Genomic DNA, 16,560 nt, shown 5'->3' with positions numbered 1-16,560 from the left:
CTTCCGCCCACCGGCGCGCGATGAGCTAACGCGTCGCGGCCTCGAGGAGCTGCAGGATGTTTTGGTAGGGGCGCCCGGTGGCCTCCGTCATGCCCTGTTCGCAAGTGCGGTTGCTCGAGGCGTAGGCCGTGTATTGCCGCGCGTTGACCTCCTCGGCCTCGGCGCGGGTGGCCGAACGGGTCAGCTCGGGGTGGAGCATGCCGCGGTCGCCGGCGTAACCACAACAACCCCACTGTTGCGGCACGGTCAGCTCGACGGCGATCGCCTTGCCCAGGGCCTCCAGGTGGGGTTGTACCCCCAGGTGCGTGACCGAACAGGTGGGGTGCACCACGAGAGAGGGCAGCCGTTCAGAGACCGTCAGTCGCGGCAAGAGTTCCTCAGCGGCGAACTGCAGCGCATCGATAAAGCGGATCTTCGAGAAGTCCGGTTCATCGACATCGCGACCCGCGCCCGCCTGGAATTCCACGGCCGCCGCGACCTTATCGCGCATCACGTTCAGCCCCTCGGTGCAGGAGGAAGCGTCGCAGACCACCGGCAACTCGCCGCCGCGAGTGGCCAACCACAGGTTCTGTAGAACCCGGTCGCTCATGATCTGGTAACCGGCGGTGTATCCCTTCGACTTCCACGGCGTGCCGCAGCACATGCCGGTGATCCCGGTGGGGATGTTGTACTCGATCCCGGCCCGCCGGCACAGGGTCTCAAAGGCGGCGGTGGCGTTGAGCGCCTCAGCCTGCCCGGAGCCGTCCACTCCGCCGAACATCGCGTTGACGCAGGCCGGGAAGAACACCACCTCCGCCAGCGGGTTAGCCTTCGGTTCGCGGCGTCGGCCGCCTGCCGGCAAGTGTTTGTTGTACTGCGGAACGAAGTCATCGCCCAGGGCCTTGCGGGCCAGGGAGGTGACGGCCTTCGGCAGAGACGCGGGCATCGCGGCAGCCGCGGTGAGCGCTGTGCCGGCGCCGGCGTCCACGGCAGACCAACCCTTCGCCGCGGCCTTCCACCCGGCAGCTGCCACCGAATTCTGATCCTCCGAACGGAGGCGGCGCACCAGATCGCCGGTATTGATCAACACGGGGCAGCGGGTCAGGCACATGCCGTCCACCGCACAGGTCTGCAAACCGTCGTACTCAAAATCGGTCTGCAGGGCCTCGGCCAGTTCGTGATCCCCGGCGCGACGGGCTGCGGCGGCCTCCCTCCGCACCACGATGCGCTGACGCGGGGTCAGGGTCAAATCTTTGGAGGGGCAGACGGGTTCGCAGTACCCGCATTCCACGCACCGATTGACCTCTTCTTCCACCGGCTCGGCGACTTTGAGGTTCTGGGTGAGCGCGGCGGGGTCTTCGTTGATCAACACCCCGGGATTCATCACGTGGTGCGGGTCGATCAGGTTCTTGATGCCCACCATTACCTCATAGAGCTCGTCACCCCATTGCCGCCGCACATACGGTGCCATGATGCGCCCGGTACCGTGTTCCGCCTTCAGCGACCCCGAGGCGCCGAGGATCAGCTGTACCATCTCTTCGGTAAACCGCTCGTAACGGGCGAGCTTGGCGGAATCGGTGAACTGCTCGTTGAGCATGAAGTGAATGTTGCCGTCTTTGGCGTGCCCAAAAATCACCGAGTCTACGTACTCGTGGGCCTCGAAGAGCTGGGTCAGCGTCTTACACGTCTCACCGAGTTCGGCCACGGGAACGACCACGTCTTCGAGCAGAGCGTTGGTACCCTGTGGGCGGTTGCCGGCGACCGTGGTGTACAGCCCGCGCCGCGCCGCCCAGAGCTTGTTGCGTTCGGCCAGTTCGTCGGTCATCTGTACCGGGGTGACGGTGGGCAGGCCGCGGAGCATGTCGGCACCGGCGTGGGCGAGTTCGTCGATCTCCGCCTGGCTCGAGCCCTGGAACTCCACCAGCAACGCGGCATGCTGTTCGACGTCGATGCGGGCCAACGAATCAGCCACCAATCCCGTGCGCTGGGCGACCCGAATCGAGGTGGCGTCGAGCAACTCGGTCGTCGCCATCCCTCCGGCTACCAGATCGGGTACCGAGTTCGCCGCGTCGATCAGGTTGTCGAAGACCAGCAATCCCGTGGACGCATGGGTCAAAATCGGCAGCGTACGGTAGGTGGCCGAGGCGATGAAGGCCAAAGTGCCCTCGGAGCCGATGAGCAGGTGCTCGAGAATCCTCACCGGTTCTTCGAAGTCCACCAGGGCGTTGATGCCGTACCCCATGGTGTTCTTCATCGAGAACTGCTGGCGGACCTTCGCCACCGACTCGGGGTTGCTCAGCACGCGCTCGCGCAGGCGGCGCAGGCCCGCGTGGATCTCAGGCTCTTGTTCATAGAGTTGCCGGTCGGCGTCGGGATCGGAGGTGTCGATCACCGTGCCGGAGGGCAAGACGAACACCAGGGACTCGAGGGTGTTGTAGGTGTTGAACTCGGTGCCGGAGCTCATACCCGATGAGTTGTTGGCGACCACACCACCGATGGTGCAGGCTGACCACGAGGCCGGGTCGGGCCCGAGCTTGTACCCGTAGGGGGCCAGAAAGTTGTTGACCATCATGACGGTCGCGCCCGGTTGAACGCGCACCCGCTTGCCGGCGTCCAGTACCTCGATGCCGCGGAAGTGGGTGCGCACGTCCACCATGACCCCGTCGGTGCTGGCCTGGCCCGAGAGCGAAGTTCCTCCGGAGCGTAGCGAGAGCGGTGCTCCGTTGCGGCGAGCGGCGGCGAAGATTTCGCCGACCTCACGGGCCGTTCGTGGGCGGAGGACGCCGGCGGGCACGAAGAGGTAGTGCGAGGCGTCGTGGCCCATCGCCAGGCGGTCGATCGGCCGTGCCGAAACGTCGTCGGGGGAGAGGATGCCCGCCAGCTCGGCGGCAATCGCATCGAAGTCGACGGTGGGGGTGCGGAGGGCTTCGGAGGTGTGCGCGACGGTGGGGTATGTGCTCAGAGTCATACTTTCTAGTGTATGCCTCAAGATGAGGTATGACACTTACCCTAAACCTCCATCGCCTCATCCCAGGCATGCACCATATCGGCGAACCGCCCGCCGGAAGCGATCAACTCCTCCGGGGCGCCGTCTTCGACGATGCGCCCGGCGTCCACAACCAACACGCGGTCGGAATCCAACACGGTCGACAGCCGATGGGCGATCACGAAGGAAGTACGCCCGGCCAACAACTTCTCGAGGCCGCGCTGCACCAGGCGCTCGGTGGGGATGTCCAGCGAGGCGGTGGCCTCGTCGAGGATCAACACCGTCGGGTCCACCAAGAAAGCACGGGCGAAAGAGATCAACTGGCGCTGCCCCGCCGAGACCCGTCCGCCGCGTTTGGCGAGGTTCGTCTGGTACCCCTCGGGCAGCTCCGAGATAAACTCGTGGGCCCCGACCTGTTGAGCGGCGCGCACCACCTCTTTGTCGCTGGCATCGGGCCTGGCCAGGCGAATGTTGTCGGCCACGGTGCCCTGGAAGAGGAACGCCTCCTGGGTCACCATGACGATCTCGCGCCGCAATTGCGTGTCGGTCAGGTCGCGCACGTCCACGCCATCGATGAGAAGCCGCCCCGAGGTCACGTCGTAGAAGCGGGAGATCAGCTTGGCGACCGTGGATTTGCCAGCGCCCGTCTTACCCACCAGCGCCACGTGCTGGCCCGCGGGCACGTCGAGGTCGAAGCGGTGCAGGGCCGGTCGGCCGGGCACGTACTCGAATTCGGCGGCCTCAAACCGGACGCCCCCGGCGGCTTCACCCGCACGGCGGGAACCGCGCTGCACGGGGTGAACCGGCTCCGGTACCGCAGGTTTCTCGGCCAAGAACCCCGAGACCTTCTCGAGCGCGGAGACCGCGGACTGAAACATGTTGTAGAAGTCGGAGAGTTGAAAGATCGGTTCGAACACGCGGTTGGCGTAGATCACCAGCGCCAACAGGGTGCCCACCTGCATGGCGCCGCCGAGCACCGAGTAACCGCCAATGATCAGCACGGCCCCCACAAACACGTTGCCGATCGCGATCAGGCTGGGCATATAGACGCCGTTGATCTTGATCGAATCCATGATCTTCACGCGGTAGTCTTCGGCCTTCTCGCCGTAGAGTTCGCGCGAGGGGGCCTCATACCGAAACGCCTTGACCGCCCGGATTCCGGTGAAAGTCTCCACGAACCGGCCGATCAATTGAGCGTTGGCCACGCGCTGAGCGCGGTAGGCCACGGTCGAGTGCTTGCGGAACCACGAGGTTAAGAACCAGACGGGGATCAGGGCGAAGAACAGCGCGACCCCGGCCCGCCAGTCCATGAGAAACAGCGCGCCGACGGTGAAAACGATGCTGAGCAAGGTCGCGGCCAACTGCGAGAGGCCCGAATCGAGGAACTGACGCAGGGTCTCTAGATCGGAGGTTAACCGCGAGACCACCCGCCCGGAGGTGTACGTCTCGTGAAAACCGATCGAGAGCTCTTGCGAGTGAGCGAACATCTTCTGGCGCAGGTCGTAGAGGGCGTCTTGGGAGATGCGCGTGGTCAGCACGACGTTGAAGTACATACATACCCCGGCGGCCACGGCGGCGGTCACGTAGGCGAGGGTAAGCCAGGTGGCGGGGCCGGCGTCCCCGGCCAGCAGGGGATCGATGGCGGTGTTGATCGCGTGAGAGAGCAGCCACGGCATCAGCGTGGTCAGCGCGACCGAGGTGATGACCAGCAGAATGGTGATCAGGAGTTTGCCGCGCACGGGCCGGAAGATATCGCGTAGCAACCCGATGGAACGGGCGCGCACGGTTCGTTGCTCCTCGCGATTGAGCTCCACCTTGTCTTCGAGGAGGGGTGCCGCCTGCGGTTTCACCGTTGTCCTCCCTCGGTGAGACTCATGAGCGACCGGTAATCAGAGCGGCCCAACAACTCGGCGTGCGTGCCCACCGCCGCGATGGTGCCGTGCGCACCCATGAGCACCACCCGGTCGGCCAGTGTCACTGTCGAAGGACGGTGCGCGGTGAGCACCACGGTGGTGTTCGCCAACTGCCGCTTGAGCATGTTCACCACGGTTTCTTCGGTGGTGACGTCCAGGGCCGAGAGCGGGTCGTCGAGGAGCAGCACGGCCGGTTCGGTGGCGATAGCGCGGGCCAGGGAGAGCCGTTGCCGCTGCCCACCGGAGAGACTCATGCCTTCTTCCCCGATGAGCGTGTCTTTGCCCTCGGGCAGGTCGGCCACGAACTCGGCTGAGGCAACTTCCAGCGCGGTGTCCAGAATCCGCTCGGCGGTCTCAAGGCCGAGCGCCTCGGTATCCACGCCCACTAACACGTTCTCGCGTACCGACGAGGAAAAGAGCACCGGCTCTTCGAAAGCGATCGAGACTTGCGTCCGTAGCTGCTGCAGGGAAAAGTCGCGCACGTCGGTACCGTCCACGCGAATGGTCCCGGCCCCGACGTCGTAGAGGCGCGGTATCAACTGCAACAGCGTGGACTTGCCGCACCCGGTGGGGCCGACCACCGCCACGATCTCACCGGGGTTCACGTGCAGATTGATGTCGCGCAGGGTGGGTGTTGCCCCCTCGCGGTAGGCGAAGGTCACGCCGTCGAAATCCACGGACGCTGGGTGTGGCGCTCCTGCCGAACCGAGCTGGCGGGGGAGTTCGCGGGAGCGGGCGGAGGCGACCTCGGAAGAGGAGATCGCCACCGGTTCTAGGCCGGGGGCCGTGATGATCTCGTTGTGGCGCTCGAGCGAGACCTTCGACGAGAGATACATCGAGATAAACATGCCGGTGCGCTCGACCTGCGGCTGAAGGATTGCCGCGGTGGCGAAGAAGGCGGTGAGCTCGCCGAGGGTCAACCGCCCCGCGGCGACCTGGTGCAACCCCACGATCAATGCGATGGCCAGGGTGATTCCGGCGATGACGCCGGTGACCGCGGCGACCCCACCCATTTTCTGGGCGCGGGAGACCTCGGTGGTGCGGAGCTCATCGGCCTGTACACCGAAGCGACCGAGCGCGTTACGGCCCTGGCCCAGAGCCTTGAGCACGCGAATACCCTGCACCGACTCTTCGACCGTGGTCGCCAGGTCTCCCGCTTGCTGCTGCGAGAGCCGGGTGAGCGCGCGGAAAGAGATCACAAACCGCCAGAGAAAGGCCACGGTGAAGGGGATGCTGGCCGCGTAAATGAGTGCCAACAGACCCGAACCGCGGGCTAGGAGTGCAATGCCGAAGACCATCATGACCGCGGTGGAGATGCTCATGACCAGACCAAAGGCGAGCCAACGGCGCACGATCGAGAGGTCGGTCGTGGTGCGGGTGAGTAGCTGACCCGAGGGCCACTCGTCGTGAAATGAGATCGGCATACGCAGAAGCTTGTCGAAGATCGACATGCGCATCTGGTTCTCGATCTGCGAGCTGGGGTCGATGAGCAGAATGCGGCGCAACAACATCAACCCCGCCTGCGCCAGGCCCAGCCCGACCACCAGCGCACCGCCGGCCCACAGCGCACCGGCCCCTCGCTCAGCCCCAACCAACCGATCGACGATCCATGCCAGCACCTGGGGGATAGACAACTGCACCAGGACGGTGATGATCGAGACGCCCAGGCCCATAAACCACCGCGCGCGAATCGGCCTCAGATACCCCCACAGCGAGCTGGCCGGTTGATCTAGTTCAGCGAATACAGCCGGCGGTGGGAGTTCGACGCGACGAGTGGTAATGAAGCCCATAGAATGTCAGGCTACCCCTTGGCGGTCAGTGTGACCAATATCGCTTCCGGTGGGCAGAAGAGTCGCACCGGAGCGAACCGTGAGGTGCCCAAGCCCGCCGAGATCTGCACGGGGACGTCCGACTGCAGGGAAACACCCTTCGCGCGCGCCGGGTCGAGGTCGCAGTTAGAGGTCAGCGCGTGCCCGCCGGGCAGGCACACCTGACCGCCGTGGGTGTGCCCGGCGAAGATCGCCTGGGCGCCGTCCGCCACGAACCGGTCGAGCGTTCTGATGTACGGCGCGTGGCACACACCCAAACGCACGGAGGGCGCGGGTTCGGCGTCGAAGGCGGTGGGGACGAAGCCGGGATGGTCGTCCAGCCCCAGGTGCGGGTCGTCCACGCCGGAGAACTCAAGCCGCAGACCGTTGATGGTCAGCGTATCGGCGCGGTTGATCAACCCCGTCCAGCCGCGGGCATCAAAAGCGTCGTGCATCTGCTGGGTGGGGAGCTCGGCGCGTTCGGGCTCGATGCCTTCGTCGGCCGTGGACTCCTTGAACAGGTAACGGGCGGGGTTCTTGAACACCGGCGCGTAGTAGCAATTCGAACCGGGCACGTAGACACCGGGAAAATCGAACAGCGGGCCCAGTGCCTCCAACAAGGCCGGCAGGGCACCCATATGGGAGAGGTTGTCTCCGGTGTTGATCACCAGATCGGGCTCGAGGCTCGCCAGCGAGTGCAAGAAACGGGTCTTAGCGCGCTGCCCGGGGATCATATGCATGTCAGAGATATGCAGAATCCGAAAGTCGGGCGTGCCCGCGGGCAACACCGGCAAGCTCTCGGTACGGAGCTTGAAGTTGTTCAGTTCGTAAAAGTGCGCGTATGCGACCGTGGCGGCCCCCGCAGCCACCGACGCGCCTGCTGCGGTCGCCAGACCGCGCAACGCCGGAGCCACGTGGGCCGCCACCGAAGAGGAATTCACCATGGACGGCTTTCTCCTAGTTTATTTTTGAGTTCCCTTAACCTTTTCAGAGGGCTCAGGGAACTTGTCGGTATTGAAATTCTTGGCCTGTGCCTTCATGAACTGCTGCCACTGTCCACCTGCATACAGCGCACCGTCCACGTACTCACGGCGCTCGCCGCCGATGTTCAGCTCGTTCAGCGAACGCGAACCCTTGGCCAAGTTACCTACCCACGACGCGGTGGACAGGCCACGGGTGTAACCTACGGTCCAGGTCTGGGTCGAGTTATCGGTGGTACCGGTCTTCGCTGCGGACGCGTCGGGCAGGTCGATGCCACGGCGCCATGCAGAACCGTCAACCAGCACCTGCTTGAGCACGGCGTTCACGCCGCGAGCGGTGTCCTTATCCAGGGCCTGGTCACACTTGGCCTCGAACTTGGTCACGGTGTTACCGCGGCGGTCCTTGACCTCCTGGATCGGGGAGGGCTCGCAGTACTTACCGTCAGCCGCGAAGGTAGCGAATGCGGTGGCCATGGTCAGCGGCGAGACAGGCTGGGTACCGATCAACGAAGCCAGCTGGGTCTTCTCGTAGGCCACACCAGAACCGTCTGCCTTGTGGATGCGCAAGTCCTTAGCGACGTCCTCAACACCGCAGAGGTCTACCTGCGAAGCCATGGAGTACAGGAAGGAGTTAATGGAGTTCTTGAGGCCGTAGGCCACGGTGTCCCACTTCTGGTAGCCGCCTTCGGCGTTCTGGAAGCTCCAGCCGTTGCCTTCATCGCCCTTGGAGCGGAATCCACCGCCTTCCATGCACTTGGCCTTCCACACATGGTCGGCGGGGTAGTGCAGCGACGTACCGTCGATCACGGCGTTAATGCCCTTACCCTCGCGGATCCATTCGGCCAGTACGACGGGCTTGAAGGTTGAACCGGGCTGGAATCCGGAGGTACCGCCGTCCTTGAGGTCAACGCTGTAGTTGAACATCGAGGCCGAGTGGTCGTTTTCATCCTTGGGCTCATCGAAGCGGGAGTTCTGCGCCATCGCGATGACCTTGCCGGTACCCGGCTCCACACTGACCATAGCGGTGTTGACGTCATCGGGGTTGTTGTCAGAGGGCTGGGTGTTCTCCACGGCCTTCTTGGCGTCGTTCTGAGCTCCGGCATTCATCGTGGAGACGATCTCGTAACCGGCGCGGTAGAGGTTCTTCTGACGCTCCTCGGGAGTGGCGCCGAAGTGCTCGTCTTGGTAGACACTGGCCAGCACGTAGTCACAGAAGTAGGCAGCGCCTTCGGCGGTAGAGCAACCATTCTGGGTGCGATGAATATCCAGGTTCATGTCTTCGGTGATTGCCGAATTGTACTGGTCTTCGGTGATCTTTCCGTCACGCAACATGGTGCCCAGCACCACGTTGCGGCGTTCCTTAGAGGTCTCGGGGTTCACATCGGGGCGGTAGTAGTTCGGGGACTGCACCATGCCGGCCAGAGTCGCTGCCTGAGCCACGGTGAGGTCTTTGGCGGACTTGCCCCAGTAGTACTGCGACGCGGCTTCGACGCCGTAGTTGGAACCACCTAAGTTCACGATGTTGAGGTAACCCTCGAGGATTTCGTCCTTCGACTTGTTCTGCTCCATGGAGATGGCAAGTTTCATCTCCTTGACCTTGTCGAGCATGCCCTTGTTGGCACCCAGGGTCGAGGCTTCCTTACCGTCGGCTACTGCCTGATCGATGAGGAGGTTATTGACGTACTGCTGGGTCAACGTCGAGGCGCCCTGGCGGTTGCCGGGGCGGAGCACGTTGTTGATGACTGCGCGGCCGATGCCGATGGGGGACACCGCACCGTGTTCATAGAAGGTGCGATCCTCCACCGCAATGATGGCGTTGCGCATATTGGGGGAGATCTGGTCGAGCTTAACCTCGGTGCGGTTCTGCGAGTAGAACGACGCCAGCTTGGTCTTTCCGTCGGACGCGTAAATCGTCGAGGGGCGCGAAAGCGGGCCGTCCTGCATATCTGCCGGTAGGTTCTTGAACCAGTTAATGGAGGACGTAGCCGCCACGCCCAGTCCGAGGGTGGGCGGGATCAAAATACCTGCGGTCAAAAATCCGGCGATGATACTCAGCGCAATGAACTGAATAAAATCGCCCGGAGTGCGTCTCTTGCGAACGTTCTTGGATGAAGCCATTGCTTCAGTTTACAAGCTGAACCTGAGAGATACACGAGATGGATTACAAGAACCCCGACAACATTTAACATCTCTAGGGATAAGGGCTAATCTGTGTCATATGGAGAAATGGGAATACGCCACCGTACCGCTGATGATTCACGCCACCAAGCAGATCCTCGACAACTGGGGTCAGGACGGCTGGGAGCTGGTCACAGTGCTACCCTCGACTGCCCCTGCCTCGCAGGCTCCGGAGGGCAACATGGTAGCCCCCACTGCGGGCAACCCGATTGCCTACTTCAAGCGTAAAAAGGCACAGTAAGCACATCACCATGACTGAGAACACCTCACGCATTGAACAGCGCATCGCCGAGCTCGGTTACCAGTTGCCGCAGGCGCCGGATCCCGTGGCGGCGTACGTGCCGGCAGTGACCGCCGAGAACTTCGTCTACACCTCGGGCCAGTTGCCCTTCGTCGATGGATCGCTGGAACATACCGGAAAAGTTTCGCGTACGGGCAAGACGGGCACGGTGGATCCCCAGACCGCCCAGCAACAGGCCGCTATCTGTGCGCTGAACGCTCTGGCCGCCGCCAAGCAGGTGATTGGCGACCTGGATCGCGTGACCAAGATCGTCAAGGTCGTGGGTTTTGTGTCTTCGGAGACCGACTTCACCGAGCAGCCCGCCGTCATCAATGGCGCATCCGAGTTGCTGGGTGAGATCTTCGGCGATGCCGGCGTCCACGCCCGTTCGGCTGTCGGCGTGCCGGTGCTTCCGATGGATTCTCCCGTCGAGGTCGAACTCATCCTGACGTATGCCTAATCAGCGGTTATACACCGGCGCACTGAAAATGGTGCGTACCGGCGATACTGCCGCGCCCAAGAAGGCGACGAACCGATCGTGCCCCGAAGCTACGGAACGTCTGTTCAAGATCGGGGAGCCCTTCAAGGCCGCCGCCCGCGCATGGCTCGAGAGCGGAACCCAGGTTCCTACCCAGTTGCGCACCGCCGCCGCGGTGGTGTTCGTGCGCGATGGCCAGGAAGGTCTCGAGACGATCCTCACCTATCGCCCCGACTTTTCACCGCTGGGTACCGTGGCTTTCCCCGGAGGCGTATGCAACGACTCCGACCGCGAGCAGATGCCCTGGAGCGGTCCCGGAGCCAAGGCGTGGGCTGAAACCTTCAAACAAGACGATCTAGTGGCCGCACACGCGGCAGTGGTCTGTGCCATCCGTGAATCATTTGAAGAGACCGGCATGCTACTGGCCGGTTCAGACGATCTGAGCACGGTGGAGGTCTCCGCCGAGGGGTACGACCAGATGGCTTTGCGCGAGTCGGTAGCCTGCGGAGACAAAGCCTTCGTCGACCTGCTCACGCGCCGGGGCCTAACGCTCCGCACCGATCTGTTGCGGGCGCTAGGACGTTGGCAGAGCCCGGACTACCGTCACAAACGCTACGACATCCACTACTTCGCCTCGGCTGTACCGATCGGGCAGTCACCCAAGTTGCTGAGTTCCAAGGGCGTATGGGGCGACTGGGTGAACGTGAAAGAGCTGCTCGACAGTCAAGACACCACCGAGTTTGGCGATCGCATCGGTCGCGAAGAAACGGTGGGGCGAACCCTGAAAGAGCTCATTACCCCGGGAACCCTGTGCCTGCTCGAATCGCTGGCCGGGGCGTCCACCGCGATTGCCTTTCTCGCGCAGAAGCGCACCGTGCAGGTGAAAAAGGCCGAGATCATCGAGCGCGACGGTGAGTACTTCTTGCGCTACACCGCGCCGAAGAAGGCCGGCACCTGGGAGAAGTGCTCGCTCTAAAACCTCGTTGCCAGCGGGAGCACCGGCCTGAGGGTCTCAAGTGCACCGACTCCTGAGGCATCGGTTCTCAGCGCAACAAAAAGCCCGGGTGGTTTCTGTAGGGAACCACCCGGGCTTTGGTGTGCTTGGGGTTAGCGCGAACGATTGCGCAGGCGCTGCAGATCGAGAATGACCACGGCGCGTGCCTCGAGACGAATCCAACCGCGGGAGACGAACTCGGCCAAAGCCTTGTTCACGGTCTCGCGGGATGCACCCACCAGCTGAGCCAGCTCTTCCTGAGTCAGCTCGTGTGCGACCAAGATGCCGTCGGTGGCGGGGCGTCCGAAGCGATCCGCCAGGTCCAACAGGGCCTTAGCCACGCGACCGGGGACGTCCGAGAAGACGAGGTCTGCCAGGTTCTCGTTGGTGCGGCGCAGACGGCGAGCCAGTGCCTGCAGAACCTGAGCCGAGATCTGCGGCGACTTCTCCATGGCCTTGCGCAGGGAGTCGTGTTTGACCCCGGCCAGGCGGGTTTCGGAAACCGCGGTGGCGCTGGTGGAGCGCGGCGAGGGGTCGAACAGTGCCATCTCGCCGAAGATCTCGCCCGGCCCCATCACGGCAACCAGGTTCTCACGGCCGTCCGAGGCGGTGCGGCCGAGCTTGATCTTGCCGGAGACGATGAAGTAGAGCTGGTCGCCAGGATCGCCCTCGTAGAACAGGGTGGCACCGCGGGAGAGGTCAACCTCGGTAATGTCTTCGGTCAGCGCCGCGAATGCTTCGTCGTCGAGGGAAGCAAACAACGGGGCCCGTCGCAGGACTTCAATATCCATGATTCTCCTTCAATAAAGTTTGATTTTATCAACTTTGATTTTATCAACGTCACAGTTCGTTGCTTGGCCCGAACCTTACGAATTGAAAGGGGACTTCGGGACGGGTCACGCGGAGGTGTGACATAATCAACTGATATCGAGACTACCGTAAATTGCGGTGATGTACACCCTCCCGGCCCCCTGACAGGCCCGTGCGGCGGCAACTTCTGAAGACCCCACCTTATTCTGTGAAGAGCATGAAATAAAAATGTTCACGAACAGTTCTATAATCCATTAATTTCTAGTCATTTACTTCGGCCGTGTGCAACGGAGAACCACCATGTTAGACATCATTTTGATCCTCCTGCTGATTGCCTACTTCGTTACAGGCTTACGGAAAGGGTTTTTCGTATCTCTGGGTGCCCTGGCAGGGTTTGTCGGGGGTGTCTTCGCGGCCTACCTGCTGACCCCCTGGGCGATCAATCAGGTCAGCGCCGCGTGGTACGTACCGGTAGCCATTCTCTCTATCTTGGGTTGCCTGGTGATCGGCCAGTGGCTGGGTTTTCTGCTGGGTTCTACGCTACGGCGTGTCTCCGATATGACGCCCCTGCGGTGGGTCGAGCGCTTACTCGGGGGTTTGCTCAGCCTCACCGTGTGTGCGGTGATGATGCTGGTGGCGGTCTTGGCGGTGCGTCCTGCGGGAATTCCCCCGGTCAACGCCGCCATCTCCGACTCGCGGGTGGTAGACGCAATGTTGCGAGCCACGCCCGCATCCGTGCAGGAACAGATCGATAAGTTCCGGGTGCATGTGTTGCACACCGCCGCCATCCCTCAGGTTTCTGACCTGTTGTTCCCTTCGCAACAGGCACCCACCCAGAACTCCTCGACCTCCGCGATGGAGCGGTCTAGCGAATCGGTGGTGCAGATCGTGGGCGCGGCACAACAGTGTAATTACATGTCTGAGGGAAGCGGTTTCGTGGTGGCCCCCGACTACGCCGTCACCAACGCACACGTGGTGGCCGGAGTCGAAGAGCCGATGGTGCAGAACCGAGGCGGGGGAGGCGTCAAAGCGCAGGTGGTCTACTTCGACCCCAAGCAAGACCTCGCGGTGCTCCACGCACCCGGCCTGGGACTCGAACCGTTGCGAGTCGATCAAGACGTCGCCGCAGGAACCCCGGTGGAGTTCATGGGCTACCCCCTCGGCGGCCCCTTCGAGACCCGCCCGGCCACCGTCCAAGGATTAGGACGCACCCAAACCGTCGACGTGCAAACCGGTGAACGCACCGAATCCCGTCTGGTCTACCAGCTTGCCGCCAAAGTCGACCAGGGCAATTCCGGTGGCCCCGTGATCGAATCCGATGGCGACGTAGTCGGCGTCATGTTCGCCAAAGCCACCCAGGGCGAGACCGGATACGCCATACCCGCCTCGGTACTCAATGAGGTCCTCGCGGGACTAGACACCTACACGCAACCGGTGAGTCATGGACGCTGCACCCAGCACTAAAACGCCCAGGTTAACCAAGATGCTGGTGTAGGAACTCGAGTGCCATGGTGTAGCCATAGGCCCCAGCACCGGCAATGATCGCCGTTGCCTGCGGCGAAACGAAAGAATGGTGGCGGAATTCCTCGCGCCGGTGAATGTTCGAGAGGTGTACCTCCACCACCGGCTTCTCGGCCGACTCAAGAGCGTCGTGCAGGGCAACCGAGGTGTGCGTGTAGGCCGCGGGATTAATGATGATCGCATCCGCCTCGGTGCGGGCCCGCTGAATCTCATCGACCAGGGTGCCCTCGTGATTTGACTGCAGGAATTCAATCTCCATGCCGAGCTGCTCGGCGCGGGCGCGCAACTGCGCCTCGATGTCGGCGAGCGTGGTGTGACCGTAGATCTCGGGTTTGCGGTGGCCGAGCAGGTTCAGGTTGGGGCCGTTGAGAACGAAGATGCGTGCAGTCATACTTTGCATTCTATGGGGTAGAGGGGATACCTCAGGTGAGGCAAGAGGGGATGCCGCTGTCGCCGACATCCCTTAAACGCCAGACCCGAGCCAGTCGGCTCAGCGGCATCCCCGCCTTGCCTCCCCTGACCACGCGCGCCTAACCGACAGCAGGACGCCGCCCAATCAACTGGTCGAGATAAATCGTAGCGGGTGCGCACCTTGGGTTGCGTCCTGCTGGAGGTGGGGTGAGTCGGTTACTGCTTGTACTGCTCCACGATCGCGTCCATCACGGTCGAGTCCGCCAGCGTCGTCACGTCGCCAATCGGGCGGTTCTCCGTGACGTCCTTGAGCAGGCGGCGCATAATCTTGCCGGAGCGGGTCTTCGGCAATTCGGGCACGATCAGCACTCGCTTGGGCTTGGCAATCGGGGAGATCTCCACGCCCACGTGAGCGCGAATGTCCTGCTCGAGTTCCTCCTTGGAGCGGTTTTCCTTCTGCGCCTCGTCGGAGAGGATGACGAAGGCCATCACGGCCTGGCCGGTGGTCTCGTCGGTCGCGCCAACCACGGCCGCCTCGGCCACGGCGGGGTGGGAGACCAGTGCCGACTCGATCTCGGGGGTGGAGAGGCGGTGGCCCGAGACGTTCATGACGTCGTCCACGCGTCCGAGTACCCAGAGGTCGCCGTCCTGATCCTTCTTGGCGCCGTCACCGGCGAAGTACTTGTCACCGAACTGTGCCCAGTAGGTGTCGATGAAGCGCTGATCGTCGCCATAGATGGTGCGCAACATCGAGGGCCAGGGCTCGGTGATGGAGAGCAAACCGGACTGATCGTTGTCGAGCTCCTTGCCCGAGTCGTCCACGATCTTCAGCGAGATGCCGGGGACGGGCTGCTGGGCGGAACCAGGCTTTGCCACGGTCACGCCGGGAAGCTGGGAGGCCATAATCGCGCCGGTCTCGGTCTGCCACCAGGTGTCGACGATGGGGCAGCGTCCGCCACCGATCACGCGGTGGAACCATACCCAAGCCTCGGGGTTGATCGCCTCGCCCACAGTGCCGAGCAAACGCAGCGAGGAGAGGTCGTACTCTGCGGGGATCTCCTCGCCCCACTTCATCATGGTGCGGATGGCGGTCGGCGAGGTGTAGAGGATGGTCACGCCGTACTTTTGCACGATTTCCCAGAAGCGACCGCGGTGCGGGGAGTCGGGGGTGCCTTCGTAGATGACCTGGGTGGAGCCGTTGACCAGCGGCGCGTAAGCGACGTAGCTGTGGCCGGTCACCCAACCGACGTCGGCGGTGCACCAGTAGACATCGGTTTCTGGCTTGATATCGAAAATGTACTTGTGGGTGAAGGCGCCCTGGGTCAGGTATCCGCCAGTGGTGTGCAGGATGCCCTTCGGCTTTCCGGTGGTGCCGGAGGTGTAAAGGATGAAGAGCGGGTCTTCGGCGTTCTGCACCGAGGGGGTGTGTTCGGTGGAGGCGGACTCGAGGGCGTCGTGCCACCACACGTCACGGCCCTCAACGAAGTTGATCTCTTCACCGTTGCGCTTGACCACCAAAACATGCTCGATGCTCTTGGCACCCTTCTCCAGGGCCTGGTCTACGGCGGGCTTGAGCATCGACGGCTTGCCGCGGCGGAAGGAACCGTCGGCGGTGATCACGAGCTTGGCCTCGCCGTCTTCGATGCGCGAACGTAGCGCGTCAGCGGAGAAACCGCCGAAGACGACCGAGTGGATCGCGCCGATGCGGGCGCAGGCCAGCATGGCGATGACGGCCTCGGCGATCATGGGCAGGTAGATTGCCACGCGGTCACCCTTGCCGACGCCCAGGGCCTCGATGGCGTTGGCCGCGCGGGAGACCTCGTCCTTGAGCTGGGCGTAGGTGTACTCGCGGGTGTCGCCGGGTTCACCTTCGAAGTAGATCGCGACGCGGTCGCCTCTACCCTCTTCGACGTGGCGATCGACGGCGTTGTAGCAGGCGTTGAGTTCGCCGTCTGCAAACCACTTGGCAAAAGGCGGGTTAGACCAGTCCAGGGTTTGGGTGAATTCTTTGTTCCAGGTCAGCAGTTCGCGGGCCTGTTCTGCCCAGAACTCGGCACCTTTTTCGCGAGCTTCCGTGTAGAGCTGTTCATTACCGTTGGCCTGAGCGGCAAACTCCGGTGAGGGTGCAAAGGTTTGCTGGGTGTTCGACATAAAAAGTTGTGCCCTTCACTCGTGCGGTCGGTCGGACGGTTGGTCGAAAATGTGACCGCGTTCATCTTTTC

The 16,560-nt window shown here is 62.9% G+C and carries 12 protein-coding genes; 4 read left to right on the top strand and 8 right to left on the bottom strand.

From position 1 onward, the window contains the following. Positions 1–25: 25 nt before the first annotated feature. The 5 genes from VVR12_RS05260 to VVR12_RS05240 are packed head-to-tail and all read right to left on the bottom strand — an operon-like array spanning position 26 to position 9,784. Entirely contained in the window at positions 26–2,947 is a 2,922-nt protein-coding gene (locus VVR12_RS05260) for an FAD-binding and (Fe-S)-binding domain-containing protein (protein WP_368550121.1), read from the bottom strand. A 41-nt stretch (positions 2,948–2,988) separates the two neighbouring features. After that, positions 2,989–4,815, bottom strand: a complete 1,827-nt coding sequence (locus VVR12_RS05255) for an ABC transporter ATP-binding protein (RefSeq protein WP_368550120.1) — start codon at positions 4,813–4,815, stop codon at positions 2,989–2,991. Continuing rightward, complete coding sequence (locus VVR12_RS05250; protein WP_368550119.1) at positions 4,812–6,668, bottom strand: ABC transporter ATP-binding protein; 1,857 nt, start codon at positions 6,666–6,668, stop codon at positions 4,812–4,814. The genes VVR12_RS05255 and VVR12_RS05250 overlap by 4 nt, the downstream gene beginning before the upstream one ends. 11 nt (positions 6,669–6,679) lie before the next feature. Further along, a complete protein-coding gene (locus VVR12_RS05245; RefSeq protein ID WP_368550118.1) occupies positions 6,680–7,630 on the bottom strand; it encodes a metallophosphoesterase in 951 nt (316 codons plus the stop codon). Positions 7,631–7,648: 18 nt separating this feature from the next. After that, on the bottom strand, positions 7,649–9,784 hold the full coding sequence (locus tag VVR12_RS05240; protein WP_368550117.1) for a transglycosylase domain-containing protein: 2,136 nt from the start codon (positions 9,782–9,784) through the stop codon (positions 7,649–7,651). Between the two features lie 100 nt (positions 9,785–9,884). Here VVR12_RS05240 and VVR12_RS05235 point away from each other — a divergent pair, with 100 nt between their 5' ends. Genes VVR12_RS05235 through VVR12_RS05225 form a run of 3 tightly spaced genes read left to right on the top strand, consistent with a single transcriptional unit; the run spans position 9,885 to position 11,578 of the window. Then, positions 9,885–10,085: a hypothetical protein gene (locus VVR12_RS05235; protein ID WP_368550116.1), complete on the top strand. Its 201-nt coding sequence runs from the start codon at positions 9,885–9,887 to the stop codon at positions 10,083–10,085. 10 nt (positions 10,086–10,095) lie between these two features. After that, positions 10,096–10,584, top strand: a complete 489-nt coding sequence (locus VVR12_RS05230; protein WP_368550115.1) for a RidA family protein — start codon at positions 10,096–10,098, stop codon at positions 10,582–10,584. A gap of 31 nt (positions 10,585–10,615) precedes the next feature. Continuing rightward, a complete protein-coding gene (locus tag VVR12_RS05225) occupies positions 10,616–11,578 on the top strand; it encodes an NUDIX hydrolase (RefSeq protein WP_368550114.1) in 963 nt (320 codons plus the stop codon). A 131-nt stretch (positions 11,579–11,709) separates the two neighbouring features. Here the strand turns inward: VVR12_RS05225 and VVR12_RS05220 are convergent, their stop codons facing one another. Then, positions 11,710–12,387, bottom strand: coding sequence for a Crp/Fnr family transcriptional regulator (locus tag VVR12_RS05220; RefSeq protein WP_368550113.1), 678 nt, complete (start codon positions 12,385–12,387; stop codon positions 11,710–11,712). Between the two features lie 319 nt (positions 12,388–12,706). Here VVR12_RS05220 and VVR12_RS05215 point away from each other — a divergent pair, with 319 nt between their 5' ends. Then, the gene (locus VVR12_RS05215; RefSeq protein WP_368550112.1) at positions 12,707–13,870 is read left to right on the top strand and encodes a MarP family serine protease; all 1,164 of its coding nucleotides are present in this window, start codon (positions 12,707–12,709) and stop codon (positions 13,868–13,870) included. A 10-nt stretch (positions 13,871–13,880) separates the two neighbouring features. Here the strand turns inward: VVR12_RS05215 and aroQ are convergent, their stop codons facing one another. Then, the gene (gene aroQ, locus VVR12_RS05210) at positions 13,881–14,318 is read right to left on the bottom strand and encodes a type II 3-dehydroquinate dehydratase (protein WP_368550111.1); all 438 of its coding nucleotides are present in this window, start codon (positions 14,316–14,318) and stop codon (positions 13,881–13,883) included. Between the two features lie 236 nt (positions 14,319–14,554). After that, positions 14,555–16,489, bottom strand: coding sequence for an acetate--CoA ligase (acs, locus tag VVR12_RS05205; RefSeq protein ID WP_368550110.1), 1,935 nt, complete (start codon positions 16,487–16,489; stop codon positions 14,555–14,557). Positions 16,490–16,560 lie beyond the last annotated feature (71 nt).

The organism is Rothia sp. LK2588 (assembly GCF_040946465.1).
Classification (GTDB): Bacteria; Actinomycetota; Actinomycetes; order Actinomycetales; family Micrococcaceae; genus Rothia.
The sequence above is the reverse complement of the archived record's forward strand: the minus strand, read 5'-3'. Positions and strand labels throughout refer to the sequence as shown.

Excerpts from the sequence above, each read along its gene's own strand:
- VVR12_RS05260 (WP_368550121.1), bottom strand. The coding sequence starts at position 2,947 with ATGACTCTGAGCACATACCCCACCGTCGCGCACACCTCCGAAGCCCTC.
- VVR12_RS05250 (WP_368550119.1), bottom strand. The coding sequence starts at position 6,668 with ATGGGCTTCATTACCACTCGTCGCGTCGAACTCCCACCGCCGGCTGTA.
- VVR12_RS05245 (WP_368550118.1), bottom strand. The coding sequence starts at position 7,630 with ATGGTGAATTCCTCTTCGGTGGCGGCCCACGTGGCTCCGGCGTTGCGC.
- VVR12_RS05240 (WP_368550117.1), bottom strand. The coding sequence starts at position 9,784 with ATGGCTTCATCCAAGAACGTTCGCAAGAGACGCACTCCGGGCGATTTT.
- VVR12_RS05235 (WP_368550116.1), top strand. The coding sequence starts at position 9,885 with ATGGAGAAATGGGAATACGCCACCGTACCGCTGATGATTCACGCCACC.
- VVR12_RS05230 (WP_368550115.1), top strand. The coding sequence starts at position 10,096 with ATGACTGAGAACACCTCACGCATTGAACAGCGCATCGCCGAGCTCGGT.
- VVR12_RS05220 (WP_368550113.1), bottom strand. The coding sequence starts at position 12,387 with ATGGATATTGAAGTCCTGCGACGGGCCCCGTTGTTTGCTTCCCTCGAC.
- VVR12_RS05215 (WP_368550112.1), top strand. The coding sequence starts at position 12,707 with ATGTTAGACATCATTTTGATCCTCCTGCTGATTGCCTACTTCGTTACA.
- aroQ (WP_368550111.1), bottom strand. The coding sequence starts at position 14,318 with ATGACTGCACGCATCTTCGTTCTCAACGGCCCCAACCTGAACCTGCTC.
- acs (WP_368550110.1), bottom strand. The coding sequence starts at position 16,489 with ATGTCGAACACCCAGCAAACCTTTGCACCCTCACCGGAGTTTGCCGCT.